Below are 25,709 nucleotides of genomic sequence, written 5' to 3' on the forward strand. Positions count from 1 at the left end.
CGGCCGGAAGGGCCGGGCGGATTAGATGGCGTCGATGCCCGTTTCGCCGGTGCGGATTCGAATGACCTCTTCCACGTTGGAAACGAAAATCTTTCCGTCGCCGATACGGCCTGTTTGTGCAGCCTTGCGGATGGCCTCGATCACCGCCTCTGCATTTTCGTCCGCCAATACAACTTCGACCTTCACCTTCGGCAGGAAGTCGACGACGTATTCGGCACCACGGTAAAGCTCCGTGTGGCCCTTCTGACGACCGAAGCCCTTCGCTTCCGTGACGGTGATGCCCTGCAGGCCGACTTCCTGAAGGGCTTCCTTCACTTCGTCGAGCTTGAAGGGCTTAATGATCGCTTCGATCTTTTTCATGAGAAAATGTCTCTCCGCTTCTCCTGTTACAGCAGGATTACTCCCCGCTCGGCCAACGTAATGCACGTATCATGCCAATTGAGAATGAGCCGCCGTAAAAAATCCCGGCGAATTTGTACCGAGACGATGAATTGATGAGGATTTTTCGGGAAAATGGAAGCGATTTCGCGCGTAAATGCTTGGGATAAGCAAAATTTCGCGAAAAAGTGCCGTGCGCATCATGTTTATGCTCCGGCAAGCCGTTGAATGTTATTGTTTAATTGTTGTGCAAATGCATAAATATCAATCAAATTGCATGGCGCAATAACGGTTGTTTTTGAGGCAGATTTCGCATCTATAATGTTCGCCATGATGTTGCCGCTTGCCGACCTGCTCCTCACCCCCGACGATATGGCTGCCGTCGACAGCGCTGCTGCCGCGTCCGGCATCGATTCCTATGGGCTTATGGAAAAGGCGGGGCAGGCTGTTGCCGCCGTGGCGCTTCGGTATTTCCCCCAGGCGCTCCGATATGTCGTTCTTTGCGGACCGGGCAATAATGGTGGGGACGGCTACGTCGCCGCGCGCGCGCTGCTGGCGGCCGGGGCTGGCGTACAACTCTTTTATCTGGGCGATCCGAAACGGCTGAGGGGCGACGCGGCTCGCGCTCTGGCGGATTGTCCGGTGCCTGGAGCGCCGGTTGCCGATTACGTGCCGCTTGCGGGCGACCTCGTTATCGACGCGGTTTTCGGCGCGGGTCTCTCTCGATCCGTTCCCGAGGATATCGCGGCCGTGATCGCGCGCGTCGCCGCGGCGGATGTTCCAGTGATTGCCGTCGATCTGCCGTCGGGCCTCGACGGGCGTAGCGGTCAGGTGCTCGGCGCGGCCTTCCAAGCAACGCGGACGGTGACGTTCATGACGCGTAAGCCGGGCCATCTTCTTCTACCCGGTCGGGACCTGTGCGGTGAGCTGGAGGTCTTCGACATCGGCATTCCCGGCCGCATCGTTCGCGCCCATGCCGATCGCCTGATCGCGGAGAACACGCCGGCCCAATGGCTGGCAAAAATACCGTCCGCGGGCACCGACACGCACAAATACAAACGTGGCCATCTCGTCGTCTTTTCAGGTGGATCGAACGCGACGGGTGCGGCGCGCATGTCGGCCATGGCCGGGCTGAAGGCAGGGGCTGGGTTGGTCACGATCGCTTCGCCGCGAGACGCATTGGCCGTCAATGCCGGCCTGCTCACGGCGATCATGCTGCATGCCGTCGAGGATGAAGCCGCCTTACGTGAGTGGCTTGCCGATGAGCGCCTGTCGACCTTTGTTCTCGGACCGGGTTTCGGCGCCGGCGAAAAGGCGCGCCAGTTCTGCCTTGCGCTCGCGGATCGCCATCTGGTGCTGGACGCGGATGGCATAACCTCGTTTCGCGATCGGCCGCAGAGGCTTTTCGATGCCTTTGCCGAAGGACCGACACGATTGGTGCTGACCCCGCATGAAGGGGAGTTTGCAAGGCTTTTTCCCGATATTGCCGCAGACGAAGCCTCGAGCAAGATCGACAAGGCGCGGGCCGCCGCCGCAAGAGCCCACGCCGCCATCATCTACAAAGGCGCCGACAGCGTGATCGCCGCCCCGGATGGCAGGGCGCTGATCAACGCCAATGCGCCGCCCTGGCTTGCCACGGCCGGCTCCGGCGACGTGCTGGCCGGGATTGTCGGCAGTCTCATGGCGCAAGGCGCGCCGGCTTTCGAAGCCGCAGCAGCCGGCGTCTGGCTGCATGGCATGGCGGGCCAGCATGCCGGTAAGGGTCTTACGGCCGAAGATCTCGTTGAGGCCGTCAAACCGCTGTAAAACCCTTCCAGAAAAACTGCGCGGCGGTTTCTCGTCCGGATTGCGGAAAGAGACAAAAGGCGAAACGCCTTCGCGATTCGAAGAAAAGCGGAAGCGCTCCGGCCGGCTATTTCGCGACTTCCGCCTGCAAGGCAATCGCGCCCGGAGGCGCATTCACCTTGCCCTCGTGGATCATGAAGGCAAAGACATCGCGAGGCACGACCTCGACCTTGCGCTTCGCATCGATCAACGGCAGGTCATCCGGCACCTTGCCCTCGGCCCAGGTTCTCAGTCGATTGGCCCAGGCTTTCAGATCCTTCGGCGGATAGCAGGTCTCGATATCGTCCGATCCCTTTTGCAGGCGCGCATAGACGAAATCCGCCGTCACATCCGCAATCATCGGATACTCGAAATGCTCGGCGCAGACCGGCGCTATGTTGTATTTTTCAAGCAGGACGACGAACTCCGGCACTTTGAAGGAGTCGTGCCTGACTTCGACAACATGCCTGAGTGCGAGCCCATCCTGCTTGGCCGGCAGCAGCTTCAGAAACGCCTCGAAATCATCCGGATCGAATTTTTTCGTCGGCGCGAATTGCCAGAGCAGGGGACCGAGATGATCACCAAGCTCGCTGATGCCCGATTCCAGAAAGCGCTGCATCGACTCGCCCGCTTCCGCAAGAACCCGGCGATTGGTTACGAAGCGCGTCGCTTTCAGGGAGAAGATGAAACCATCGGGAACGTCAGCGGCCCATCTTGCAAAGACCTCGGGCTTTTGCGTGCTATAATAGGTGCCATTGACCTCGATCACCTTCAGCTGGCGGCTGGCGTAGTTCAGCTCGTCCTTTTGCTTCAGGCTGTCGGGGTAGAAGGTCCCGCGCCAGGGCTCGAAGGTCCACCCGCCTATGCCTGTGCGGATTTCGCCCGCTTTGGTCATTCTCTCCTCCTTGGCCGCTCGGCCCGGTGATTGTCACTCCGCTGCCGCAACCTTCTTCACCGGGCGCCGCTCCAGCAGCTCCTTCAGGAATTGGCCCGTATAGGAACGCTTCTCCTTGACGATCGTTTCCGGCGTGCCGACGGCCACGATCTCGCCGCCGCCATCGCCGCCTTCCGGACCGAAATCGAGAATCCAGTCGGCGGTCTTGATGACTTCGAGATTGTGCTCGATGACCACGACCGAATTGCCCTGATTGACCAGTTCGTGCAGCATTTCCAGAAGCTTGGCGACATCGTGGAAATGCAGCCCGGTGGTCGGCTCGTCGAGGATATAGAGCGTACGGCCCGTCGAACGTTTCGACAGTTCCTTGGCCAGCTTGACGCGCTGCGCTTCGCCGCCCGAAAGCGTGTTGGCCTGCTGGCCGACCTTGATATAGCCGAGGCCGACATCCTTGAGGCTCTGCAGCTTGTCGCGCACGGCGGGAACGGCCGCGAAGAAATCGACGCCTTCTTCCACCGTCATGTCGAGCACGTCGGCGATCGACTTGGTCTTGAAGGTGACGTCCAGAGTCTCGCGGTTATATCGCTTGCCGTGGCAGACGTCGCAGGTGACATAGACATCGGGCAGGAAATGCATCTCGATCTTGATGACGCCGTCGCCCTGGCACGCTTCGCAGCGGCCGCCCTTGACGTTGAAGGAAAAGCGGCCCGGCTGATAGCCGCGCGCCTTGGCTTCCGGCAGACCGGCAAACCAGTCACGGATCGGCGTGAAGGCGCCGGTATAGGTCGCCGGGTTCGAGCGTGGCGTGCGGCCGATCGGAGACTGGTCGATATCGATCACCTTGTCGATATGCTCGAAGCCGTCGATGCGATCGTGATCGGCCGGAATTTCGCGCGCGCCCATGACGCGCCGTGCCGCCGACTTGTAAAGCGTCTCGATCAGGAAGGTGGACTTGCCGCCGCCGGAAACCCCTGTGACCGCCGTGAAGACACCGAGCGGTATCGAGGCCGTGACATTCTTGAGGTTGTTGCCCCTTGCGCCGACGACCTTGATTTCCTTGCCCTTCTTGGGCTTGCGGCGCTCTTCCGGAACCGGCACGCCGAGTGCGCCGGAAAGATACTTCCCGGTCAGCGACTTCGGATTGGCCATGATATCCTGCGGCGTCCCATGGGCGACCACCTGGCCGCCGTGCACGCCGGCTGCGGGGCCGATGTCGACGACGTCGTCGGCCGTCAGGATCGCATCCTCGTCGTGCTCGACGACGATGACCGTATTGCCGATGTCGCGCAGGTGCTTCAACGTTTCCAGCAGGCGGGCATTGTCTCGCTGATGCAGGCCGATGGACGGCTCGTCGAGGACGTAGAGGACGCCCGTCAATCCCGAGCCGATCTGCGATGCCAGCCGAATACGCTGGCTCTCGCCGCCGGAGAGCGTGCCGGAATTGCGCGACAGACTCAGATATTCGAGGCCGACATCGTTGAGGAAGCGCAGGCGATCGCGAATTTCCTTGAGGATACGCACGGCGATTTCGTTCTGCTTGTCGGTAAACGTCGCCGGTAGCGCCTCGAACCAGTCGCGGGCAACACGAATGGACATCTCCGACACCTGGCTGATGTGCAGCTTGTTGATCTTGACCGCCAGGGCCTCGGGCTTCAGGCGGTAGCCGTTACAGGCCGGGCAGGGTGCCGCCGACATGAAACGCTCGATCTCCTCGCGCGCCCAGGCGGAATCCGTTTCTTTCCAGCGGCGTTCGAGGTTCGGCACGATGCCTTCGAAATTCTTGTGGGTCGTGTAGGAGCGCGCGCCGTCGGCATAATGGAATTCGATCTTGTCTTCCGTGCCGTTGAGGATCACGTCCTTGGCTTTGTCGGACAACTCGTTCCAGCGGCTGCCGAGCTTGAAGCCGTAATGCTTGCCGAGGGCTTCGAGCGTCTGATTGTAATAAGGCGAGCTCGACTTGGCCCAGGGCGCGATCGCGCCGTCGCGCAGCGTGCGTTCCGGTTCCGGCACGATGAGATCCGGATCGATCTTCTGCTGCGAGCCGAGGCCGTCGCAGGAGGGGCAGGCGCCGAAAGGATTGTTGAACGAGAACAGGCGAGGCTCGATTTCCGGAATGGTGAAGCCGGAAACCGGGCAAGCAAACTTCTCCGAAAACAGCACGCGTTCGTGCGTCTCGTTCAGCGACTTGTTGGCCGAGCCGCCGGCAGCGGTTTCTTCCGGCGGCAGCGGCTTGTCTGCGAACTCCGCAACGGCAAGGCCGTCCGCAAGGCGCAGCGAGGTTTCGAAACTGTCCGCAAGCCTGGCTGCCATATCGGGCCTGACGACGATACGGTCGACCACGACATCGATGTCGTGCTTGTATTTCTTGTCGAGCGCCGGCACATCGGCGATCTCATAGAACTGCCCGTCGACCTTGACGCGCTGGAAGCCCTTTTTCATGAGCTCCGCCAGTTCCTTTTTATATTCACCCTTACGGCCGCGCACCAGCGGCGCAAGAATATAGAGCCTGGTGCCTTCCTCGAAAGCGAGCACGCGGTCGACCATCTGACTGACCGTCTGGCTCTCGATCGGCAGGCCCGTCACCGGCGAATAGGGAACGCCGACGCGCGCAAACAGCAGACGCATGTAGTCGTAGATCTCTGTGACAGTGCCGACCGTGGAGCGCGGATTGCGCGAAGTGGTCTTCTGCTCGATCGAGATGGCGGGCGAGAGGCCGTCGATCTGGTCGACATCCGGCTTCTGCATCATCTCGAGGAACTGGCGCGCATAGGCCGAAAGGCTTTCGACATAGCGGCGCTGGCCTTCGGCATAGATGGTGTCGAAGGCGAGCGACGACTTGCCGGAGCCGGAAAGCCCAGTCATCACGATCAGCTTGTTGCGGGGCAGGTCGAGATCGATGCCCTTGAGATTATGCTCGCGCGCACCACGTATGGAAATAGTCTTCAGTTCGCTCATCGTCGTATGCAGGTCCCTTGGAGTCTGCCTTTATTTAGTGATGCCAGCCCGCGAGTCGAGGCTGAAATGAAGGATGAAGCCGGGTTTTCGATTCCGTTGACAGCATCATAGGGATAAATTAGAACAAATAAAGAACAAAATTATCGCGGCGATTTCTTTGTGGATGAACGACACTGGGAAGACCGCATAAATAGCGCCTGACAGCCGCTATGGGTTAAGGTGCTCGGATAGAGTTTCAAAGCCGCCGATGGGCGGCAAGCAGGGTGGTATTATGGCCGGTAGTGTGAACAAGGTAATTCTGGTTGGAAATCTCGGGGCGGACCCGGAAATCCGCCGCACGCAGGACGGCCGCCCGATTGCCAACCTCAACGTGGCGACATCGGAAACCTGGCGCGACCGCAATTCCGGCGAGCGCAAGGAAAAGACCGAATGGCACCGCGTCGTCATCTTCAACGAGGGCCTGTGCAAGGTTGCCGAACAATATTTGAAGAAGGGCGCCAAGGTTTACATCGAAGGCGCGCTGCAGACCCGCAAGTGGCAGGATCAGAACGGCCAGGATCGTTATTCGACCGAAGTCGTGCTTCAGGGCTTCAATTCGACCCTCACCATGCTCGATGGGCGGGGTGAAGGCGGTGGTTCCATCGAGGGCGGCAGCCGTGGCGGTCGCAGCGGCGGCGGTGACTTCGGCGGCGGCTATGGCGGTGGTGGCGATTACGGCGGTGACGATTACGGCCAGTCGTCCTCTCAGGGCTCTTCCCGTGGCGGCGGCGGCAACCGTGGTGGTGGCAACCAGGGCGGCGGCGGCGGCAATTTCTCGCGCGATCTGGATGACGACATCCCGTTCTGAGATCGGTATTCGTAATCGAATCCTTGAAAAGCCCGCCGCATTGGCGGGTTTTTTTTAGGAAAGAGCCAGCGCCGCCTTTGCACCGTCCACGACGAATTGCGCGGCCAACGCTGCCAGGATGACCCCGAGCAGGCGGGTCAGGATGGCGCGGCCGGTTGCGCCCAGCATGCGGTCAAGCCTGTCGGAAATGGCAAGCGCGGCAAAGACGAGACAGAGATTGGCGGCGATGACGCCGATCAGCTGCGCGCGGTCGAGCGTCGTCGGCAGCGATCCCGCCAAGAGGATCGTGGCGGAGATTGCGCCGGGGCCGGCGATCAGGGGCAGGGCGAGAGGAAAAACCGCGATATTGCGGATATGGTCCTGCGTGATGGCGACTTCCGTCGTCTTCTCTTTCCGGTCCTGCCGCCGCTCGAACACCATCTCGAAGGCGATCCAGAACAGCAGCAGGCCGCCGGCGATGCGAAAGGCGCCGATGGAGATGACGAGGATGCCGAGCACGCTCGCGCCGAAGAGGGCGAAGGCTGCCAGAATGAAGAAAGCGATCAGCGAGCCGCGCAACGCCACCTGCTTGCGCTCGGAGCGGTTCATGCCCGCCGTAAGGCCGATGAAAAGCGGCGCGAGCCCGGGTGGATCGACAGTGACAAGCAAAGTTGTGAAGGCATTGATCAGCGTATCCGCACTCGCCATATAGCCCCCGAAGCTTATTCTGTCGCTGTTATCGGGCATTGTTATGCGAGGAATGAGTTTTCGCAAAGGGCCATGCGCCGCTATCGGCGGGTTACGCCACGGAAATGTTCGATTTTGCGGCTTAAAGGGGCAAAAGCCTGTTCAAAAACATCGGGCTAAATTGGCACTCGCCAAGCCTTTCGGCTATAAATTTCACAGTGATTCTAAAAGAGATCGTGATCTGTTTTGACTGAGCAAACACCACCCGGCGGCGGGAAGCTCCCGCCAGGCATCGAGCCGATTTCCATCATGGAGGAAATGCAGCGGTCGTATCTCGATTACGCCATGAGCGTGATCGTCAGCCGCGCGCTTCCAGACGTTCGCGATGGTCTCAAGCCCGTCCATCGGCGCATTCTCTACGCGGCCAATCAGAGCGGCTATCACTGGAACCGTAAATACGTGAAGTCGGCCCGTCCGGTTGCCGACGTCATGGGTAGCTACCACCCGCACGGCGACGCCTCGATCTACGACGCCTTGGTTCGCATGGCGCAGGACTGGTCGATGCGCGTGCCGCTCATTGACGGGCAGGGCAATTTCGGTTCGATCGACGGCGATCCGCCGGCGGCGATGCGTTACACGGAATCGCGCCTGACGAAAGTCGCCCACGAGCTTCTTGAGGATATCGACAAGGAAACGGTCGACTTCCAGGAAAACTACGATGCAACCACGGAAGAACCGAAGGTTCTGCCGGCACGCTTCCCGAATCTGCTCGTCAACGGCTCCGGCGGTATCGCCGTCGGCATGGCGACGAATATTCCGCCGCACAACCTCTCCGAGGTGATCGACGGCTGTATCGCCCTTATCGAAAATCCTGCGATCGAACTGCCCGAAATGATGCAGATCATCCCTGGTCCGGACTTCCCGACCGGCGCGAAGATCCTTGGCCGTGCCGGTATTCGTTCGGCCTATGAGACGGGGCGTGGCTCCGTCATCATGCGCGGTGTTGCGACCATCGAGCCGATGCGCGGCGATCGCGAGCAGATCATCATCACCGAGATTCCCTTTCAGGTGAACAAGGCCTCGATGATCGAGAAGATGGCGGAACTCGTGCGCGAGAAGCGCATCGAGGGCATCTCCGACCTACGCGACGAATCCGACCGTCAGGGCTACCGCGTCGTCGTCGAGCTGAAGCGCGACGCCAATGCCGACGTCATCCTCAACCAGCTCTATCGCTATACGCCGCTCCAGACTTCGTTCGGCTGCAACATGGTGGCGCTGAACGGCGGCAAGCCCGAGCAGATGAACCTGATGGACATGCTGCGCGCGTTCGTGGCGTTCCGCGAGGAGGTCATCAGCCGGCGCACGAAATATCTGCTGCGCAAAGCGCGCGATCGTGCCCATGTCTTGGTCGGTCTGGCGATCGCGGTTGCCAATATCGACGAAGTCATCCGGGTTATCCGCCAGGCGCCGGATCCGCAATCGGCTCGCGAAGAGCTGATGACGCGCCGCTGGAAGGCCGCGGATGTCGAATCGCTTATCCGGCTAATTGACGATCCGCGTCACCGTATTAATGAAGACGGCACCTATAACCTTTCGGAAGAGCAGGCGCGTGCGATCCTTGAACTGCGTCTGGCCCGCCTGACCGCTCTCGGCCGTGACGAAATCGATGACGAGCTCAACCAGATCGGTGTCGAGATCAAGGACTACCTCGACATCCTTTCGTCGCGTGCACGTATTCAAACCATTGTAAAAGAAGAGCTTACAGCCGTTCGCGACGAATTCGGCACGCCGCGCCGAAGCGAAATCGTCGATGGCGGCCTCGAGATGGACGACGAGGATCTGATCGCTCGCGAGGACATGGTCGTCACCGTTTCCCATCTCGGCTACATCAAACGCGTGCCGCTGACTACCTACCGTGCCCAGCGGCGCGGCGGCAAGGGCCGCTCCGGCATGACGACCCGGGACGAGGATTTCGTTACCCGGCTATTCGTTCTCAACACGCACACGCCGGTTCTGTTCTTCTCGTCGCGTGGCATCGTCTACAAGGAAAAGGTCTGGCGTCTGCCGATCGGCACGCCGACCTCGCGCGGCAAGGCGTTGATCAACATGCTGCCGCTGGAGTCCGGAGAGCGTATCACGACGATCATGCCTCTGCCCGAGGACGAGGATAGCTGGGACAATCTCGACGTGATGTTCACGACGACGCGCGGAACCGTGCGGCGCAACAAGCTGTCCGATTTCGTGCAGGTGAACCGCAACGGCAAGATCGCCATGAAGCTCGAGGAGGAGGGCGATGAAATCCTCTCCGTCGAGACCTGCACCGAACGTGACGACGTTCTGATGACGACGGCGCTTGGCCAGTGCATCCGCTTCTCGGTTTCGGACGTGCGCGTCTTTGCCGGCCGCAACTCGATCGGCGTTCGGGGCATCAGCCTTGCATCCGGTGACCGGATCATCTCGATGACGATCGTCCGCCATGTGGATGCGGAGCCTTGGGAACGCGCAGCTTATCTCAAGCGCTCCGTCAGCGAGCGCCGCTCCACGACGGGCGAGGATGAGGAAATCGCGCTGGTCGGCGAGGAAGTCACCGAGGAGGGACAGTTGAGCGATGAGCGCTACGAAGAGCTGAAGGCGCTCGAGCAATTCGTTCTGACCGTGTCCGAAAAGGGTTTCGGCAAGCGTTCCTCTTCCTACGATTTCCGTATCTCCGGCCGCGGCGGCAAGGGTATCCGTGCCACCGACACGTCGAAGACGGGCGAGATCGGCGAGCTCGTCGCCGCCTTCCCGGTCGAGGACGGCGATCAGATCATGCTGGTCTCCGACGGCGGGCAGTTGATCCGCGTCCCCGTGGGCGGTATCCGCGTCGCCAGCCGAGCCACCAAGGGCGTCACCATCTTCTCCACCGCGAAGGATGAGAAAGTCGTGTCCGTCGAGCGCATCAGCGAGCCGGAAAGTGACGACGATCCGGTGGCCGAGGATGAGGCTGTTGCCGGTGAGGCGGCAGAGGTCAACGGCGAAGGCGAAGGTGCCGGCGAAGAATAGTTCGCCGCACTCGGACGATAAAGCTGAGGCCGCTAGGGCGACGGCTTATAAATGGAATGTTTGCAATCGCACGAACCCGGTAACGGGCTCGTGCGATTGCTTTTGGAGCGTTTGTCCGATCTTCGCGCTGTCGCCTGTTCCGGCTGCCTGTCGGTATAGGAGAAGGATGGTGGGGCCTTCGGGCTTGCCAGTTCAACCATGCAAGAACTTCGTCATGGCCGAGGCGGATATGCTATCCAGGAGCGGCGCCGATGGATTTCGAGGCATGGATGCGGTCCTTGACCGGCGCCGACAAGGCCACCCATGTCGGCGCCGCGATGCAAGCGGAAGCGATCATGACATTCGCGGGGTTCCGGAAAACTGAGAGATATGCGTAAAACGCGTATCTGAAAATTCGGGCAAGTCATGCCTTCAAGGATCTGTTCGGCTTGCGGTCTTCTGCGATGATGATTGGGTTTCTCCGCTGCTTTGCGGTGCTTTCATCGAGCCAGGTGTACCCGTCCGGAACGATGGCACGACCATACAGAGCCGTCATACTGGTTAATGCCAGCCGCTTCATATCGGCAGTCGGAGCCACTTTCGCCAGCCGGCGTGCCTCTCGATATTGCTGCTCGGAAATTCATCTTAGAAGACTGTCCCGACATGCGGCGCATGGATCTTGTGCAATGAAAGATCGCATCGGTGCCTTCGATGCAGGTCCGTAAAAGTGCCGTGTCGATGAAATATCCGCCGGGATTTGTCGCGGAAATGGAGCGCGATCAATCCCTATAACGGCGTGATGTGCGGCCGGTGCGTCGACGATCGTACGGCCCGGGTCGTCTCACGTTACCAGTCAGTCCAATGAGCATGCCGATCGCGGGAGGAAGCGCAATTGCAGCATACGGCCTGCTATGCCGGATGTCGCAGAAATCGGGTCGTCGATGCCGCCGAGTGCCATTTTCAGCAATAAAAAACCGGACGCTGGCGGGAATAGCGTCCGGTTCAGTGTCCATCCGAGCATATGGCGGGGAAAGATGCTCGGTACGCGGAGATCAGAGCGTCTTGTGACGCTTATGCAGTCTCTTGCTTTCTTCGCTTTCGCGATGAAGCGCCGAAATGGTGGATGCGACTGACACGACAAACATGATGCTGATGAAAAGTGTAAGCAGCGTCAAAATAGTGAACATGATCGCTCCCTCCTTTGGTGGGACTAGCGTTCAGATCCCTTAATACTGGTTCGTGGCAACGAAGGGGCGAGCCGAAGCAAAGGGACCATAGATCTTCGACTGGTCGGGTTTTTGATCGTAGAGGGCAACGGTTGCGGCAAGCATTCCCGAAATCATGGCCATCCAAACAACGTTAATAAGGGTGATCTTGTCGGGCATACTCTTCTTCCTTCTTGCCGCTGTGTGCAAATCTGAGTTCGGACTGTAAACGCGGCGGTTCGTAAATGGTTCCGCCGATATTGAGAGCTATCTAGCAATGCGCGTCTGAAGCGACCTTGAATGCCTTGTTCATCTGGCGTTCAGATTCGCGATGCGTCTTGCGCATGGCGGTGGCGATTTCTTGGGCAAAATCTTTATTTTTGCCGATTTTTGAGGCATGGTTCCATTCGAGCTCGTAGTTGTCCGCGAAAACATGAACGAGGCATTCGACGAAAAATGAACCGAGGATGGCGCCTGCGATGATGAAGACGAGCATGGCTGGATTTCCCTGAGGCCGAGACCGGCGAGCCTTTGAACCAGGCCCGTTTCGATGTTGATGGCAGTTAAGCACCGTCGAGCTGAAACGGGCTTGAACGTCGCGTTCATCTACGGTTCAGAGGCGGCTCCTGGGTTGCAAATGACTTGCGATACGGCCCCATCCATGACAAAAGGCGTCGAAACAACGAGCCGGCTTGGTAATGACGACAGCCTTTTATCCCGGATCCTTCGACCCGATGACCAACGGACATCTGGATGTCCTCGTGCAGGCGCTGAACGTCGCCGCCAAGGTGATCGTTGCGATCGGCATTCATCCCGGCAAGAAGCCGCTGTTCTCCTTCGAGGAGCGGGCAGATCTGATCCGTAGATCGCTGGCTGAAGCCCTGCCGCAAAAGGCGGGCGATATTTCCGTCGTCGCCTTCGATAATCTGGTGGTCGACGCCGCCCGTGCCCACGGCGCGACCCTGCTGGTGCGCGGCCTGCGGGATGGCACGGATCTCGACTATGAAATGCAGATGGCCGGCATGAACAGGCAGATGGCGCCGGATATCCAGACGCTGTTTCTGCCCGCCGGTACGGCCTCGCGGCCCATAACCGCCACATTGGTACGGCAGATCGCATCGATGGGCGGCGACATCAGCGCCTTCGTGCCGTCGGCGGTTCTGGAAGCGCTGAACGGCAAACTCAAAAATATGGCCGGCGGAAACAGCTGAGCCGAAATCCAATCCCGAACGGAGTATCCATGAAACTCTTTCATATTGCATTGGCAGGATTCTTGAGCCTTGCCGCCTTTGCAGGCAGCGCATTCTCGGCGGCGGCCGAGGATCTTCTGACCATCCAGCTCAAGGATGGTCCCGTCGTGATCCAGCTCATGCCCGAGGTCGCGCCGAAGCACGTCGCACAGATCGAAGCGCTGGCGAAGAAGGGTGCTTACGACAATGTCGTCTTCCATCGTGTCATCGATGGCTTCATGGCCCAGACCGGCGATGTTCAGTACGGCAATGCGACGAAGGGCTACGATCCGAATAAGGCCGGCACCGGCGGTTCCGATCTGCCCAACCTTCCGGCCGAATTCTCCAAGGTTCCGTTCCAGCGCGGCACCGTCGGCATGGCGCGCGCCCAGGATCCGAATTCCGCCAATTCACAGTTCTTCATCATGTTCGCTGATGGCGATTTCCTGAACGGCCAGTATACGGTTGTCGGCAAGGTCGTTTCGGGCATGGAATTCGTCGACAAGATCAAGCGCGGCGAAGGCCAGAACGGCGAAGTGAGCAAGCCAGACCGCATGATCAAGGTCACTGTCACCAAGAAGTGATTTCATGGGTGTGATCCCAAAAGGCGCAAGGCGGTCTTGGATAGGATCATACCGAGGCAAGTTGCATGATCCCGAAAGGCGTGGAGCCGTGAAGGGAGCATGCGCAACCAAACAGAGAGAACAAGGAAACGAACATGGCTGAGATCAAGGACCCGGAAAACACGCTCATCCTGGAAACCACCAAGGGCCAGGTTGTCATTCAGCTTCTGCCGCAGGTCGCCCCGGAGCATGTCGCCCGTATCAAGGAACTCGCACGCGAAAAGGCTTACGACGGCGTCGTGTTCCATCGCGTCATCGACGGCTTCATGGCACAGACCGGCGACGTGCAGTTCGGCAAGCAGGGCAGCGAAACCTTCAATCCCGGCCGTGCCGGCATGGGCGGCTCCTCCAAGCCGGACCTGAAGGCAGAATTCTCCGCGACCTCGCATATTCGCGGCACCTGCTCGATGGCCCGTTCGCAGAACCCGAACTCGGCCAACTCGCAGTTCTTCATCTGCTTTGCCGACGCTCCGTGGCTGAACAAGCAGTATTCCGTCTGGGGTCAGGTCATCTCCGGCATGGATATCGTTGACCAGATCAAGCGCGGCGAACCGGTGAAGGATCCGGACTCGATCGTATCCGCACGGGTTGCTGCCGACGTCTGATCGTGATTATTCCTGAAACCCGCCTCTTGCGCCTCAGGCGCGAGGGGCGGGTTTCGCTTTGCCTGGATGAACTGCCTGGACGAATTGAATGCGTGTTGACCTTTTCGACTTCGATCTGCCGGAGGAGCGTATTGCGCTGAGGCCCGCCGAGCCGCGCGATAGCGCGCGCCTGCTCGTGGTCGATCCCAGCGATGGCGCAAGCACGCTGAGCGACCATCGGGTGCGGGAGCTGCCATCCTTCCTGCGTCCGGGCGACGCCATGATCTTCAACGATACCAAGGTGATACCGGCACAGCTTGAAGGTATTCGCCATCGCGAGGGCGCGCCCGGCCAGCAGGTCTCGGCGACCTTGCACATGCGGGCGGCGCCAGATCGATGGAAGGCGTTTGCCAAGCCGGGCAAGCGTATCAAGATCGGTGATCGCATCCAGTTCGGTCACGGCGAGAATGTCTGCGCGCTCGGCTCGCTCGATGCCACGGTCGAGGAAAAGGGCGAGGGCGGCGAGATTACCCTACGGTTCGATCTGTCCGGACCTGCCCTGGACGAGGCGATTGCCGCCGTCGGCCACATTCCGCTGCCGCCCTATATTGCCGCGAAGCGTGCCGAAGACGAGCGCGACCGAGCCGATTACCAGACGATCTACGCGCGTGAAGAGGGCGCCGTTGCTGCCCCGACCGCTGGCCTGCATTTCACACCGTCGCTGTTTGCCGCGCTCGATGCGATGGGTATCGAACGCCATTTCGTGACGCTGCATGTCGGAGCCGGCACCTTCCTGCCGGTAAAGGCCGACGATACCGACGACCATAAGATGCATTTCGAGATCGGTCATGTCGATGCGGCGACGGCTGAAAAGCTCAATGCCGTGAAGGCGAGGGGCGGGCGCATCGTCTGCGTCGGCACCACATCGCTGCGATTGATCGAAAGTGCTGCCGCCGAAGACGGCACTATCCAGCCCTGGCAGGGTGCTACGGGCATTTTTATCACGCCCGGCTACCGCTTCAAGGCCGTTGATATGCTGATGACGAATTTCCACCTGCCGCGCTCGACCCTGTTCATGCTCGTATCGGCTTTTGCCGGCCTCGATACGATGCGCGCGGCCTATACCCATGCTATCGAGACGGGCTATCGCTTCTATTCCTATGGCGATGGCAGCCTGCTCTACCGGAAAGACTAGAACGACATGAGCGAGAGCTTTCAATTTCAGCTGAAGAAGACCGATGGCGGCGCGCGCCTCGGCGAAGTCTCCATGCCGCGCGGCACGATCCGTACGCCGGCATTCATGCCCGTCGGCACGGTCGGCACCGTCAAGGCCATGTATCTGGACCAGGTGCGCGAAACCGGCGCCGATATCATTCTTGGCAATACCTACCATCTGATGCTGCGACCGACGGCCGAACGTGTCGCCCGCCTCGGCGGCCTGCACGAGCTGATCCGCTGGTCGCATCCGATCCTGACCGATTCCGGCGGCTTCCAGGTCATGTCGCTTTCCGGCCTGCGCAAGCTGGACGAGCAGGGCGTCACCTTCAAGTCTCATGTCGACGGCAGCCTGCATCACATGTCGCCGGAGCGATCGATCGAGATTCAGGGATTGCTCGATTCCGACATCCAGATGCAGCTCGACGAATGCGTCGCCCTGCCGGCGACGCCGAAGGATATCGAGCGGGCCATGGAAATGTCGCTGCGCTGGGCGGAGCGCTGCAAGGTGGCATTCGGCAACCAGCCCGGCAAGGCGATGTTCGGCATCGTGCAGGGCGGTGACGTTCCGGAGTTGCGCGTCCGTTCTGCGCAGGCGCTGAGCGGCATGGACCTGAAGGGCTATGCTGTCGGCGGACTCGCTGTCGGCGAGCCGCAGGAGGTCATGCTGCGCATGCTCGAGATCACCCTTCCCGAGCTGCCGACGGAGAAGCCGCGCTACCTCATGGGTGTCGGCACGCCGGACGACATTCTGAAGTCCGTCGCCCGCGGCATCGATATGTTCGACTGCGTGATGCCGACCCGCTCCGGCCGTCACGGACTGGCCTTCACGCGGCGCGGCAAGGTCAACATCCGCAATGCCCGTCACGCCGAGGACATGCGCCCACTCGACGAGCAATCGAATTGCCCGGCCTCCCGAGACTACTCGCGCGCCTATCTGCACCACCTTGTCCGCGCCAACGAAGCGCTCGGCGGCATGCTGCTTTCCTGGCATAACCTCGCCTACTATCAGGAACTGATGCAGGGCATCCGCCAGGCGATCGCCGAAGGCCGCTTCGCAGACTTCATGGCTGAAACACAGGAGAACTGGGCGAGGGGCGATCTCGAGCCGGTCTGATCGCTGACGGCGCACCGGCGATACGCTCGCTTGCCTGTCGGGCGATTTCGCACTATCACGGGCCGTCGAAAAAGGCAGGGTCGGTTTCGGTAAGCCCGACCCCTTTCACCCGGAAGCTCTGCTCCACGCCTCGGCGTGAGAACCCACGACGCGGAACTTGGCCATTGTGGCCCAGTGTCCCGCGTTGACGTGGGCTTTTGACCGACATGTCTCCGCGGGAAAACCCAAGGAGCTGTCATGAGATTGAACCATCTGGATTTGCATGTGCCCGACGTCGCTGCGACGCGGGATTTCTTCGTTGCCGCGTTCGGCCTGACGGAGGTCGAAACGCGCGGCGCAAACGGTCTCGCCATCCTGCAGGATGATGCCGGCCTTGAGCTGGTCATCAGCCGCCCGATCGAGACGTTCGGCGGCGCCGATACGGTCGCGGTCGGCCGCAATACCTACCATGTCGGCTTCATCCTGCCGTCTCGCGAGGCAGTTGATGCGCAGTATGAGCGCGTCAAGGCAGCAGGCGGCGAAATCCGGCAGCCGCCGTCGGCAATCCGTGGCGGATGGTTGTTTTATTGCCTCGCGCCAGGCCGAATCCTCGTGGAAGTCGGGTGGCGTCCAAGCGGTTAAGCCGCTTGGTAAATCTTTTATTATCGATTGCTTGCTATCTTTAGCAGACATCATTTCTAGCCGGCTAAGACAGACTTGCCCAGGCAATCTCCGTCTCAGGTCGTGTGCCGAAATGGGCTTCGAAACAATAAAGCATTGGGAAAAATAGCGAATCGGAATAAACGGTCCATCCGCCTGTGAATAACTTCATTGGCTGATTTGATTGCGTGACCGCTTGGAATTTCAAAAAAATCCAGCTACAACGCATTTTCTTGATCGATAAGGGCTGTACTACCGAAAATAGGAGGCACTTGCCGTTGAGGGCGCAACGCAAATTCGGGGCATGTCTTTCGGGGCTATTGGTTGTCGGTTTGGCCGCTACCAGCTGCACGACGACGCAGAAGACAACACCGACCCCGCACAATACCACGAAGCCCATCCGTGGTGCCAAAGTTACCTACAATTATACCATCAAGGACAAGGACTGTCTCGAACGTGCGATGTACTTCGAGTCGGAGCGCTCCGATCCAAGCGGTTACATGGCCGTTGGCACGGTCGTGATGAACAGACTGACTTCCGGTGCCTATCCGCCCACGATCTGTGGCGTGGTCTCCCAGGAAAGACAGTTCGCGCCGGGCGTCATGACCAGGGAAGTCAAGGATCAGGCAAAGCCAGATCTGGAAGTCGCTGCCTCGGCCATCCTGCGCGGCGAACGGCACCCCCAGGTGAAGGACGCGATGTTCTTCCATACCGAGGGTCTGAGATTTCCGTACGATAACATGCACTATGTCGCCTATGCCGGTGGAAACGCGTTCTATGAGAAGCGCGGCCGGGATGGTGAGCTGCAGACGCCTGCGCCGCTTCCGGCCTACGAGGTTGCGATGAATTACGTGCCCACGCAGGGCGCGCCGCAATCTCCGTTCGTCCTGCCGGAAACGCAGCCGGCGGAACCGGCTTCGTCCATGGCGGCCTTTACGCCGGTTTCGAACCCCACGGTCGTGATGCCGCAGGATGCCATTATCATCCCGGCTGCGGTTCCGATCCCGACGCCCGCGCCGACGAACATGGCGATCTCGGGCCCGCTTTCGAACGACGAACCGACGTTCACGAATACACCGGCGCCAGCCTCGACCGTCGTCATCCCGGAGCCTCGGCCGGAATTTGACGGTAACAGCGCCCCGGGGAATTCACTCAGAGTTCGCGGCTAGACATTACTGCGGCAGGCTTCCATGACAGCGCGTTTTTCCTTGAAGGAAAACGCGCTGTTTTCATTTTGGGATCCCGCTGCGGTTCAGATACCCTCGCTCGCCGTTTTCGCAAGGATGTGCACGTTGTTGATTCTGTAGCTGCCGTCCGGCTGACGGACTATCTGATAGATCGCCGTCCAGTTCTTGTCGTCCGTGCCTGTGATCAGCAACTCCTGATAGACGACGGCCCCTCCGTCTATCGCCCGACCTTTGCCGAAAGCAAAATTGCCGGGATGGTAGACCGGCTGATAGTTCTTCTTCACCATGGCAAGGAAGCTGTCCTTGTCTGGAAAAAGCGCCTTGATGCCGGGTGCTGCGAAGGAATAGGCCGCCGCCGCGTCATTGCGCAGAAATGCTGCGATCTGTCGTTCAATGAGGCTCTGTGCCGTCTGCACCGGGTCTTGCGCTCTTGCGGCCGGCGCGAAGGCGATGCAGCAGAGAAGAGCGACTATGGAAAAAGCGCGCATGTCCGTCCCCAGCCATGTGACGGCGAGCATAGCGCGCTTTCGGCTCAAGCAGAAGCCGTTACTGCCAGCGGCGGAAGAGGGCGCTGGCATTGACGCCGCCGAACCCGAAACCGTTGGAAATCGCATAGTCCATCGCCATTGGCCGTGCGGCGGTGCCGACGATATCGATGCCGTCAGCGGCCGGGTCCGGATCGTGAAGGTTGCGGGTCGGCGGAGCGATCTGGTCGCGCAGCGCCATGATGGTGAAGATCGCCTCCATGCCGCCGGCCGCTCCCAGAAGATGGCCGGTTGCCGCCTTCGTGCCGCTGACCGCAATGGCGCCATCGCGACCGAAAACGGCTTTGATGGCTTCCATCTCGCCATGGTCGCCGACGGGGGTCGATGTGGCATGCGCATTCAGATGATTGACCTCGCTGGGCGATATCCGCGCCTGCGAAAGCGCGGCAAGCATCGCCCTGCGCGCGCCGTCGCCGTCTTCCGGTCCGGCGGTCATGTGATAGGCATCGGCGGCGGTGCCGTAGCCGACAAGCTCGGCAAGCGGCGTGGCGCCGCGCGCAAGTGCGTGCTCCAGGGTCTCGATGACAAGCATGCCTGCACCTTCGCCCATGACGAAACCGTCACGGCCGTTGTCGAAGGGGCGGGATGCCTCTTCCGGCCGATTGCTGAATCCGGTCGAGAGTGCGCGCGCCGCTGCGAAGCCGCCGAGGCTCACCTTGTCGATGCAGGCTTCCGCGCCGCCGCAGATGGCCACATCGGCCTCGCCGGCACGGATCAGCCGTGCCGCGTCGCCGATCGCCTGGACGCTGGCGGCGCAGGCTGTGACCGGCGCTCCGAGCGGTCCCTTGTATCCGTAGCGGATGCTGATCTGGCCGGCGGCGAGATTGACGAGGAAGGACGGAATGGTGAAGGGCGACAGGCGTTTGACACCGCGCGTTTCAGCGGTGCGCACGGCATCGGCAATGGCGGGAAATCCGCCGACGCCGGATGCTACGATCGTGGCCGTGCGTTCCAGATCGGCAGTGTCCTTCGGCTGCCACCCCGCCTGGAGGATCGCTTCTTCGGCCGCCGCCATGGCAAACAGGATGAAACGATCCATCTTCTTCTGATCCTTCGTCGGCACATAGCGGTCCACATCGAAGCCGGCATCCGCGTCCTCCGCGATATCGGGAACGACGCCGCCGACCTTGGCGGCGAGATTGCCCACCATCTCCTCAGGCAGCAGTCTCAGACCCGAGCGTCCCTCGACCAGCCGTTTCCAGCTTGCGTTGACACCGACGCCCAAGGGGGAAACCAGTCCCATGCCCGTTACGACGATACGATCCATATCTTGCTCCTATTCGGTCAGGCGTCGAAGCCCAGAAACCATGCCTTCATCCGGGTGATGCGCTCATGAACGGCATCGTCTGCCGCCGGTCCCGCCACGAGGATCGTGTCCTCGGGCTGAAAGGCGCGGCCGGTGACGCGGTCAATCAGAAGCGGGTCGCGATCTTCTCCGGTATTGGCGTCGGCGAGCCGCATGGCGACTTCCCCCGGCGGCAAATGCCGGTTGCCCCAGGTGAACAGCGCCATCAGCACGGGGAAGAAATCCCGGCCCTTTTCGGTCAGCACATATTCATAGCGTGGCGGCCGCTCATTATAGATCCGCCGCTCGAACAGACCCTCATCGGTCAGGTGTTTCAGCCGCCGCGTCAGGATGTTCGGCGCGACGCCGAGATTCTTCTGGAATTCATCGAACCGGCTCAAACCTTGAAGCGCATCGCGCAGGATCAGGATACTCCACCAGTCGCCGACGCTTTCGAGCGCGCGGGCCGCGGGGCATTTGAAGGCGCTGAAGCTGGTTCTTTGCATGACAGGGCAGATAGCATGAGTAACTATCATGATGCAAGTTACTTGCTCGCGAACATATGGGCGAGGCGACCCCGATCCTTCGATGAGCTCAGGAACAGGGTGCAGCGCCTGCGACGGAACATGGAAAAGGAAGCTGCCCTCATGCAGAGCAGGCGAACGCAGTTACACCGGTAATGCTCTACGTCTGCGATTCCACCGGCACCGAAGCTGACATGTCCTCTTCCGGGATGTCGTCGAAGGACGCGTAGTTGAGATTGTAGAGCTTTGAATAGAGCTTGCCGTTCGCCATCAGCTGATTGTGGTTGCCGCTTTCGAGAAGCTGGCCGTTCTGCAACACGATGATGCGGTCGGCCTCGCGGATGGTGGCCAGACGATGGGCGATGACGAGACCGGTACGGCCTTCCAGCAACTTTACCAGCGCCTTCTGGATCAGCATTTCTGTATAGCTGTCGATATTCGCCGTCGCTTCGTCGAGCACGAGGATTTTGGCATCCGCGACGAGGGCGCGGGCAAAGCTGACGAGCTGGCGCTGACCGAGCGAGAGGCCGCCGCCGCGCTCGCCGAGAACGGTATCGTAGCCATCGGATAGGCGTATGATGAATTCATGTGCGCCGACCGCCTTCGCCGCCTCGATGATCTCCTCGCGCGTCGCCTCTGCCTTGTTGTAGCGGATATTCTCCAGCACCGTGCCGGTGAAGAGAAACGGTTCCTGCAGCACCATGGCAATCTGGCGGCCAAGCGAATCCTGGGTGAGGGAGCGTACGTCATGGCCGCCGACCAGCACCTGACCCTGCTGCACATCGTAAAAGCGATGGATGAGCGCCATCGAGCTCGACTTGCCTGAACCCGTCGGGCCGATCAGCGCCACCGTCTCTCCCGGATTGACCTTGAAGCTGACGTTCTTCAGCACGGGATGCTTCGGATTATAGCCGAACACGACGTCGCGAAATTCGACCGAACCGTCCATATCGGGCGATAGCTCCACGGCGTCGGGCGCATCCTTGATGTCGATCGGAACGTCCAGCACCTCGGTCAACCGCTGGCCGGAGGCCATGGCTCGCTGCATGACGGAATATTGCATGGTGAGCGAACGGATAGGATCGAAGAAACGCTGGATGTAGAACAGGAAGGCGACCATGATGCCGACGTCGAGCTTATGATTCAGCACCATCGAGCCGCCGACGATGATGACGATTGCCATCGCCATGCCGGTCAGCGTGTCGACGATCGGCACCATGATCTGGGCATAGCGGGCCGCCGTCAGATGAGTCTCGAGATTGGCATGCGCCTTTTCGTCGAAAAGCGAGAAGTTCACGCCTTGCCGATGCATGCCCTGCACGGCGCGCACGCCGTGGATCGCTTCCGCCAGCGCGCCGTTGGTGACGGAGTTGGTTTCATGCGCGTTCATGAAAGCGACACGCGCCTTCGGAAGCCAGAACAGCCGCACGATGAAGAGGATCGGCATGACGGAAAGCGTCAGCAGGCCAAGCCGGAAATCGAGCGACAGCATGACGATGACAATGCCGAAGAGCAAGGCGATGTCGCCGACGGAAAGCACAGATGTTTCAAGGAATTCCTGCATGGAGTTCACGTCGCCCTGCAAGCGCGACATCAGGCGGCCGACTTCCGTCTTATCCATGAAGGACAGCGAGACTCGCTGCAGATGCGCAAACATCGCCCGGCGTATATCGAACAGGACCTCTTCCGCGACCTGACCGACGAACGTTTCCTGCACGTAGCTTGCGCCGTAGTTGACGAGGATGGCCACGGCAAAGATCGAGAGCGACAGCCAGAGCGCCGAATAATCGATAGCGCCCGGCGCCATTGCATTGTCGATCGCGTGACGGATCACAAGCGGAATGACGATCTGCGATCCCGTGAAGAGCAGAACGGCCACGACCGAAATATAGATCTGCCGGCGATAGGGACTGACGAAGGCCCAGATGCGGCGAATGATCTTGGTGTCGAAGACCTTGCCGAAGATCTCCTCTTCGACACGGTGCGAGCCAACCACGGCGCGGGGAGGGCGGCGACCATCCTCGCGCACGTCGTTGCGCTCGGTTTCGGTGATTTCCGACATTGTCAAACCTCCCTTTTCGCCCTTTCGAGCGTGCCGCCGGATGTCTTGACGACATCGTCCTCCGGGCGAACCTGCAGATCGTAAAGCGCCTTGTACCGCCCTCCCGCGGCCAGAAGCTGCTCATGGGTGCCGCGCTCGACGATCTCGCCGTCCTCGATGAACAGGATCTGGTCGGCATGCATCAGCGAACTCAGCCTGTGGGCGACGATCAATGTCACCCGGTCGCGCGCAAAGCGCTTCATGGCGCTGCGGATACGCTGCTCCGTCGCCGCGTCGATCGCCGCGGTAGAATCGTCGAACACCATCACGGCGGGCTTCAGCATCAGCGTGCGGGCGATCGTCAGGCGCTGGCGCTGTCCGCCGGAAAGCGATACGCCGCGCTCGCCGACAACGGTGCCGTAGCCGCCCGGCAGACCCAGAATGTAATTGTGCAGCTGTGCCGACTCGGCGGCGCGCTCGATGCGGGTTTCCTTCGCCCATGGGTCGCCATAGGCGATATTGTTCTCGATGCTCGTCGTGAACAGAAAGGAATCCTGCTGCACCACGGCAACATTCTGCCGCAGCGATTGCAGCGTCGCCTTGCGAATATCCTGGCCATCGATGGTGATCCGTCCGGCCGTAACGTCGTAGAAGCGCGGAATGAGATGAGCGATGGTGGACTTGCCGCTGCCGGGCGGGCCGACGATGCCGATGGTCTCGCCGCGCTTCGCCTCGAAACAGATGTTCTTCAGCACCGGTCGTCCTTCAGGCCCCGGATAGCTGAAACCCACGTTTTCGAAGCGCAGCACGCCTTCCGCTACGGCAAGCGGCTTCGCATCCGGCGCGTCCTTGATGGCGATGTCGAGATCCAGAAGTGCGAACAGGCGCGAACCGCAGGTCGATGCGCGGGCAAAGGCATTCACCATCAGGCCAAGCTGACGCACGGGCATCTGCAGGATGGTCATGAATGTAAGGAACGAGGCGAGGGTGCCGACGCTGATCTCCCCCTTGATGACCTGGAGACCGCCGGCCCATAGTACCAGGCCCATGGAGACGAAGAAGGAAAGGTTCATGGCGCTGGTGTTGATGACGCGAATGCCGACGCGCCTGTGGGCGAGGGAAAGCGCGTTATGCGAGGCGCGGTCGAATTTCATGATCTCATGCGCCTGTGCTGCGAAGGCGCGGACAACGCGGATGCCGCCGAGATTTTCCTCCATCACGCGCGTCAGCACCGAAAGACGCTCCTGCAGGTCGAGCCATGTCGAACGCAGGCGCAGCTGGGTTGCGGAGGAGCGCCACGCGACGAACGGCACGAAGCTCAGGGCCAGCAGACCGAGCACGACATCGGTCGAGAGCAGCATGTAGGCGCCGACGCCGATCAGCATGCTCAGCAGCACCATGCGCACCAGCGCGGTGGAGAAATACATGCGCACGCCTTCGAGATCGAGCAGGCCGACGGTGATCAGATCGCCGGAATGGACCTTGTCGTGAAAACTGAAGGAAAGTTGCTGGATCTTCTCGTAACAGGCGAGCCGGAGCTCGTAGCCCATATGATGGCCGACGGACTCGCTATAGTAGTTCTGTATCATCGTGAAAAGGCCGCGCAGAATGCTGACGACGAGCAACAGCAGGGCCGTGGTCATCAGCGCGTTTTCGGCGATCTGTCCGGCGGCGCCCCCGGCAACTGCTGTCTGGGTCTGGTCAACCGCACGCCCAAGCAGCCGCGGGATCGTCAGCTGTAACGTTGCAGCTACAAAAGTTGCCCCTATGGCGAAGCTCGTCTGCCAGGGGTGGCGCAGCGTCATATGGGTGATCCGAACGATCGTCGACAGGCCCTGGCCCCAACCGACCGCATTGACATGCGCGCGCGAAGCCAATGGCTTGGCCGCGCTTCTTGATGAATCGCTGTTCACGCTCTTATCCAGGCATTTTTAAATGAGGCGGGCCCGAAGACGGGTTCGTATCTCAGGAGACGCATTGATAGGATGAATTTTGCCGATTCCATGGCCGCGTTCAAGGGTCAATCGGTCACAAGTTCCCGCCTGAACGTTAGATTGCGTGTTTAAAAAATCATCGATGACATGTCGGAATCGGAGCCGGCGACACGTCCTTTGGGCACCATGCCGGAAACAAGGAGGGTATCATGCGCAGGGTCATCACAGCCACATTCATCAGCCTCGACGGTGTCATGCAGGCTCCAGGCGGTCCGGACGAGGACCCAACCGGCGGTTTCCGCCATGGCGGCTGGACATTCCATTATTTCGACGAGGCGACCGGCAAGACGCTCTTCGAAGTGTTCGGGAAGCCGTTCGATCTGCTGTTGGGACGCAAGACCTACGATATTTTCGCCGCCTATTGGCCTCACGTCCAGGGCGATGATCCGATTGCAGAGAAGTTCAACGGCGTCACCAAATACGTTGCGACGCGCGGCGATGCCAAGCTCAAGTGGAACAAGAGCCAGTCCCTCGGCTCGGATGTCGTGGCCGCGCTCAAGGAGCTGAAGGCAGGCGAGGGGCCGGATCTGCTCATCCAGGGCAGCAGCGATCTCATTCAGACCTTGTTGCGCCACGGGCTTATCGACGAATTCAACCTCGTCATCTTTCCGCTCGTGCTGGGTGACGGCAAGAAGCTGTTCGCCGGCGGTGCAGTCCCTGCGGCAATGAAACTGCTGCGCATGCAATCGTCTCCCACCGGCGTCATCTTTGCCGCCTATCGGCCGGACGGTCCGGTCAAAACCGGTTCCTTCGTCGGGCCGGAGCCATCCGAAGAGGAGATCGAGCGGCGCAGGCTGCTCCAGTAGCGGCTGGACAGTGGCGGGGCGTCCAAACGGCGCCTCGCTTCGGTTCCATCGCTTTTTCGGTCGCCCGAAATTCGCGTGGCCTTTTCATGATCTCGCGCAAGCCTTTCGTTAGGTGTGCATGGCTTGCCT

At 60.4% G+C, this 25,709-nt stretch carries 23 protein-coding genes; 12 read left to right on the plus strand and 11 right to left on the minus strand.

Going from position 1 to position 25,709, the window contains the following annotated elements:
* Positions 1-21 precede the first annotated feature (21 nt).
* Positions 22-360 carry a P-II family nitrogen regulator gene (locus ACJJVH_RS06305; RefSeq protein ID WP_015339877.1) on the minus strand — a complete coding sequence of 113 codons (339 nt, stop codon included), beginning with the start codon at positions 358-360 and terminating at the stop codon, positions 22-24.
* Positions 361-708: 348 nt separating this feature from the next.
* Between ACJJVH_RS06305 and ACJJVH_RS06310 the strand changes: the two genes are divergently transcribed.
* Positions 709-2,184: an NAD(P)H-hydrate dehydratase gene (locus tag ACJJVH_RS06310; RefSeq protein WP_412064922.1), complete on the plus strand. Its 1,476-nt coding sequence runs from the start codon at positions 709-711 to the stop codon at positions 2,182-2,184.
* Between the two features lie 106 nt (positions 2,185-2,290).
* On the opposite strand, the gene ACJJVH_RS06315 is transcribed toward ACJJVH_RS06310, so the two are convergent.
* Positions 2,291-3,097, minus strand: a complete 807-nt coding sequence (locus tag ACJJVH_RS06315) for a DUF72 domain-containing protein (RefSeq protein WP_412064923.1) — start codon at positions 3,095-3,097, stop codon at positions 2,291-2,293.
* Positions 3,098-3,130: 33 nt separating this feature from the next.
* The gene (gene uvrA / locus ACJJVH_RS06320; RefSeq protein ID WP_112802125.1) at positions 3,131-6,052 is read right to left on the minus strand and encodes an excinuclease ABC subunit UvrA; all 2,922 of its coding nucleotides are present in this window, start codon (positions 6,050-6,052) and stop codon (positions 3,131-3,133) included.
* Positions 6,053-6,323: 271 nt separating this feature from the next.
* Between uvrA and ACJJVH_RS06325 the strand changes: the two genes are divergently transcribed.
* On the plus strand, positions 6,324-6,899 hold the full coding sequence (locus ACJJVH_RS06325) for a single-stranded DNA-binding protein (RefSeq protein ID WP_412064924.1): 576 nt from the start codon (positions 6,324-6,326) through the stop codon (positions 6,897-6,899).
* A 54-nt stretch (positions 6,900-6,953) separates the two neighbouring features.
* On the opposite strand, the gene ACJJVH_RS06330 is transcribed toward ACJJVH_RS06325, so the two are convergent.
* On the minus strand, positions 6,954-7,586 hold the full coding sequence (locus tag ACJJVH_RS06330) for a MarC family protein (RefSeq protein WP_412064925.1): 633 nt from the start codon (positions 7,584-7,586) through the stop codon (positions 6,954-6,956).
* Between the two features lie 225 nt (positions 7,587-7,811).
* Here ACJJVH_RS06330 and gyrA point away from each other — a divergent pair, with 225 nt between their 5' ends.
* Positions 7,812-10,607, plus strand: coding sequence for a DNA gyrase subunit A (gene gyrA / locus ACJJVH_RS06335; RefSeq protein ID WP_412064926.1), 2,796 nt, complete (start codon positions 7,812-7,814; stop codon positions 10,605-10,607).
* 251 nt (positions 10,608-10,858) lie between these two features.
* Positions 10,859-10,984, plus strand: a complete 126-nt coding sequence (locus ACJJVH_RS06340; RefSeq protein WP_412064927.1) for a hypothetical protein — start codon at positions 10,859-10,861, stop codon at positions 10,982-10,984.
* 828 nt (positions 10,985-11,812) lie between these two features.
* Here ACJJVH_RS06340 and ACJJVH_RS06345 read toward each other — a convergent pair.
* The gene (locus tag ACJJVH_RS06345; protein ID WP_412064928.1) at positions 11,813-11,971 is read right to left on the minus strand and encodes a hypothetical protein; all 159 of its coding nucleotides are present in this window, start codon (positions 11,969-11,971) and stop codon (positions 11,813-11,815) included.
* A 91-nt stretch (positions 11,972-12,062) separates the two neighbouring features.
* Positions 12,063-12,287 (minus strand): hypothetical protein, encoded by a 225-nt coding sequence (locus ACJJVH_RS06350; protein ID WP_412064929.1) that lies wholly within the window; start codon positions 12,285-12,287, stop codon positions 12,063-12,065.
* Between the two features lie 202 nt (positions 12,288-12,489).
* Between ACJJVH_RS06350 and coaD the strand changes: the two genes are divergently transcribed.
* The 7 genes from coaD to ACJJVH_RS06385 all read left to right on the plus strand — a co-directional run bounded on the left by coaD (position 12,490) and on the right by ACJJVH_RS06385 (position 18,367).
* On the plus strand, positions 12,490-13,002 hold the full coding sequence (gene coaD / locus ACJJVH_RS06355; RefSeq protein WP_112802129.1) for a pantetheine-phosphate adenylyltransferase: 513 nt from the start codon (positions 12,490-12,492) through the stop codon (positions 13,000-13,002).
* A 29-nt stretch (positions 13,003-13,031) separates the two neighbouring features.
* On the plus strand, positions 13,032-13,604 hold the full coding sequence (locus ACJJVH_RS06360; protein ID WP_112802131.1) for a peptidylprolyl isomerase: 573 nt from the start codon (positions 13,032-13,034) through the stop codon (positions 13,602-13,604).
* Between the two features lie 134 nt (positions 13,605-13,738).
* Positions 13,739-14,248, plus strand: a complete 510-nt coding sequence (locus tag ACJJVH_RS06365; RefSeq protein ID WP_112802133.1) for a peptidylprolyl isomerase — start codon at positions 13,739-13,741, stop codon at positions 14,246-14,248.
* Positions 14,249-14,336: 88 nt separating this feature from the next.
* Positions 14,337-15,422, plus strand: a complete 1,086-nt coding sequence (gene queA / locus ACJJVH_RS06370) for a tRNA preQ1(34) S-adenosylmethionine ribosyltransferase-isomerase QueA (RefSeq protein ID WP_113392191.1) — start codon at positions 14,337-14,339, stop codon at positions 15,420-15,422.
* Positions 15,423-15,428: 6 nt separating this feature from the next.
* The gene (gene tgt / locus ACJJVH_RS06375) at positions 15,429-16,559 is read left to right on the plus strand and encodes a tRNA guanosine(34) transglycosylase Tgt (protein ID WP_412064930.1); all 1,131 of its coding nucleotides are present in this window, start codon (positions 15,429-15,431) and stop codon (positions 16,557-16,559) included.
* A gap of 237 nt (positions 16,560-16,796) precedes the next feature.
* Positions 16,797-17,180: a VOC family protein gene (locus ACJJVH_RS06380; RefSeq protein WP_113371774.1), complete on the plus strand. Its 384-nt coding sequence runs from the start codon at positions 16,797-16,799 to the stop codon at positions 17,178-17,180.
* A 296-nt stretch (positions 17,181-17,476) separates the two neighbouring features.
* Positions 17,477-18,367 (plus strand): cell wall hydrolase, encoded by an 891-nt coding sequence (locus ACJJVH_RS06385; RefSeq protein ID WP_112802139.1) that lies wholly within the window; start codon positions 17,477-17,479, stop codon positions 18,365-18,367.
* A gap of 83 nt (positions 18,368-18,450) precedes the next feature.
* Here the strand turns inward: ACJJVH_RS06385 and ACJJVH_RS06390 are convergent, their stop codons facing one another.
* From ACJJVH_RS06390 to ACJJVH_RS06410, 5 genes are all read right to left on the minus strand, one after another.
* A complete protein-coding gene (locus ACJJVH_RS06390; protein WP_412064931.1) occupies positions 18,451-18,873 on the minus strand; it encodes a DUF4864 domain-containing protein in 423 nt (140 codons plus the stop codon).
* 58 nt (positions 18,874-18,931) lie between these two features.
* Positions 18,932-20,197, minus strand: coding sequence for a beta-ketoacyl-ACP synthase II (gene fabF / locus ACJJVH_RS06395; protein WP_412064932.1), 1,266 nt, complete (start codon positions 20,195-20,197; stop codon positions 18,932-18,934).
* A gap of 17 nt (positions 20,198-20,214) precedes the next feature.
* Positions 20,215-20,721, minus strand: a complete 507-nt coding sequence (locus tag ACJJVH_RS06400; protein WP_412064933.1) for a winged helix-turn-helix transcriptional regulator — start codon at positions 20,719-20,721, stop codon at positions 20,215-20,217.
* A gap of 178 nt (positions 20,722-20,899) precedes the next feature.
* Positions 20,900-22,801: an ABC transporter ATP-binding protein gene (locus ACJJVH_RS06405; RefSeq protein ID WP_113360640.1), complete on the minus strand. Its 1,902-nt coding sequence runs from the start codon at positions 22,799-22,801 to the stop codon at positions 20,900-20,902.
* A 2-nt stretch (positions 22,802-22,803) separates the two neighbouring features.
* Complete coding sequence (locus ACJJVH_RS06410) at positions 22,804-24,693, minus strand: ABC transporter ATP-binding protein (RefSeq protein WP_112802147.1); 1,890 nt, start codon at positions 24,691-24,693, stop codon at positions 22,804-22,806.
* 230 nt (positions 24,694-24,923) lie between these two features.
* Between ACJJVH_RS06410 and ACJJVH_RS06415 the strand changes: the two genes are divergently transcribed.
* Complete coding sequence (locus tag ACJJVH_RS06415; RefSeq protein WP_412064934.1) at positions 24,924-25,580, plus strand: dihydrofolate reductase family protein; 657 nt, start codon at positions 24,924-24,926, stop codon at positions 25,578-25,580.
* The last annotated feature ends 129 nt before the right edge of the window (positions 25,581-25,709 follow it).

Origin of the sequence: Rhizobium sp. SYY.PMSO (assembly GCF_046840415.1) — a bacterium.
In the GTDB taxonomy this organism is placed as follows: domain Bacteria; phylum Pseudomonadota; class Alphaproteobacteria; order Rhizobiales; family Rhizobiaceae; genus Rhizobium.

What these genes read in the sequence shown, in the direction of transcription:
- ACJJVH_RS06340 (WP_412064927.1), top strand. Translation starts at nt 10,859, where the DNA reads ATGGATTTCGAGGCATGGATGCGGTCCTTGACCGGCGCCGACAAGGCC.
- ACJJVH_RS06315 (WP_412064923.1), bottom strand. Translation starts at nt 3,097, where the DNA reads ATGACCAAAGCGGGCGAAATCCGCACAGGCATAGGCGGGTGGACCTTC.
- uvrA (WP_112802125.1), bottom strand. Translation starts at nt 6,052, where the DNA reads ATGAGCGAACTGAAGACTATTTCCATACGTGGTGCGCGCGAGCATAAT.
- ACJJVH_RS06400 (WP_412064933.1), bottom strand. Translation starts at nt 20,721, where the DNA reads ATGCAAAGAACCAGCTTCAGCGCCTTCAAATGCCCCGCGGCCCGCGCG.
- ACJJVH_RS06390 (WP_412064931.1), bottom strand. Translation starts at nt 18,873, where the DNA reads ATGCGCGCTTTTTCCATAGTCGCTCTTCTCTGCTGCATCGCCTTCGCG.
- ACJJVH_RS06325 (WP_412064924.1), top strand. Translation starts at nt 6,324, where the DNA reads ATGGCCGGTAGTGTGAACAAGGTAATTCTGGTTGGAAATCTCGGGGCG.
- ACJJVH_RS06365 (WP_112802133.1), top strand. Translation starts at nt 13,739, where the DNA reads ATGGCTGAGATCAAGGACCCGGAAAACACGCTCATCCTGGAAACCACC.
- ACJJVH_RS06360 (WP_112802131.1), top strand. Translation starts at nt 13,032, where the DNA reads ATGAAACTCTTTCATATTGCATTGGCAGGATTCTTGAGCCTTGCCGCC.
- tgt (WP_412064930.1), top strand. Translation starts at nt 15,429, where the DNA reads ATGAGCGAGAGCTTTCAATTTCAGCTGAAGAAGACCGATGGCGGCGCG.
- queA (WP_113392191.1), top strand. Translation starts at nt 14,337, where the DNA reads ATGCGTGTTGACCTTTTCGACTTCGATCTGCCGGAGGAGCGTATTGCG.
- ACJJVH_RS06330 (WP_412064925.1), bottom strand. Translation starts at nt 7,586, where the DNA reads ATGGCGAGTGCGGATACGCTGATCAATGCCTTCACAACTTTGCTTGTC.
- ACJJVH_RS06415 (WP_412064934.1), top strand. Translation starts at nt 24,924, where the DNA reads ATGCGCAGGGTCATCACAGCCACATTCATCAGCCTCGACGGTGTCATG.
- fabF (WP_412064932.1), bottom strand. Translation starts at nt 20,197, where the DNA reads ATGGATCGTATCGTCGTAACGGGCATGGGACTGGTTTCCCCCTTGGGC.
- ACJJVH_RS06405 (WP_113360640.1), bottom strand. Translation starts at nt 22,801, where the DNA reads ATGTCGGAAATCACCGAAACCGAGCGCAACGACGTGCGCGAGGATGGT.
- ACJJVH_RS06345 (WP_412064928.1), bottom strand. Translation starts at nt 11,971, where the DNA reads ATGCCCGACAAGATCACCCTTATTAACGTTGTTTGGATGGCCATGATT.
- ACJJVH_RS06350 (WP_412064929.1), bottom strand. Translation starts at nt 12,287, where the DNA reads ATGCTCGTCTTCATCATCGCAGGCGCCATCCTCGGTTCATTTTTCGTC.
- ACJJVH_RS06380 (WP_113371774.1), top strand. Translation starts at nt 16,797, where the DNA reads ATGAGATTGAACCATCTGGATTTGCATGTGCCCGACGTCGCTGCGACG.
- ACJJVH_RS06305 (WP_015339877.1), bottom strand. Translation starts at nt 360, where the DNA reads ATGAAAAAGATCGAAGCGATCATTAAGCCCTTCAAGCTCGACGAAGTG.
- ACJJVH_RS06310 (WP_412064922.1), top strand. Translation starts at nt 709, where the DNA reads ATGATGTTGCCGCTTGCCGACCTGCTCCTCACCCCCGACGATATGGCT.
- coaD (WP_112802129.1), top strand. Translation starts at nt 12,490, where the DNA reads ATGACGACAGCCTTTTATCCCGGATCCTTCGACCCGATGACCAACGGA.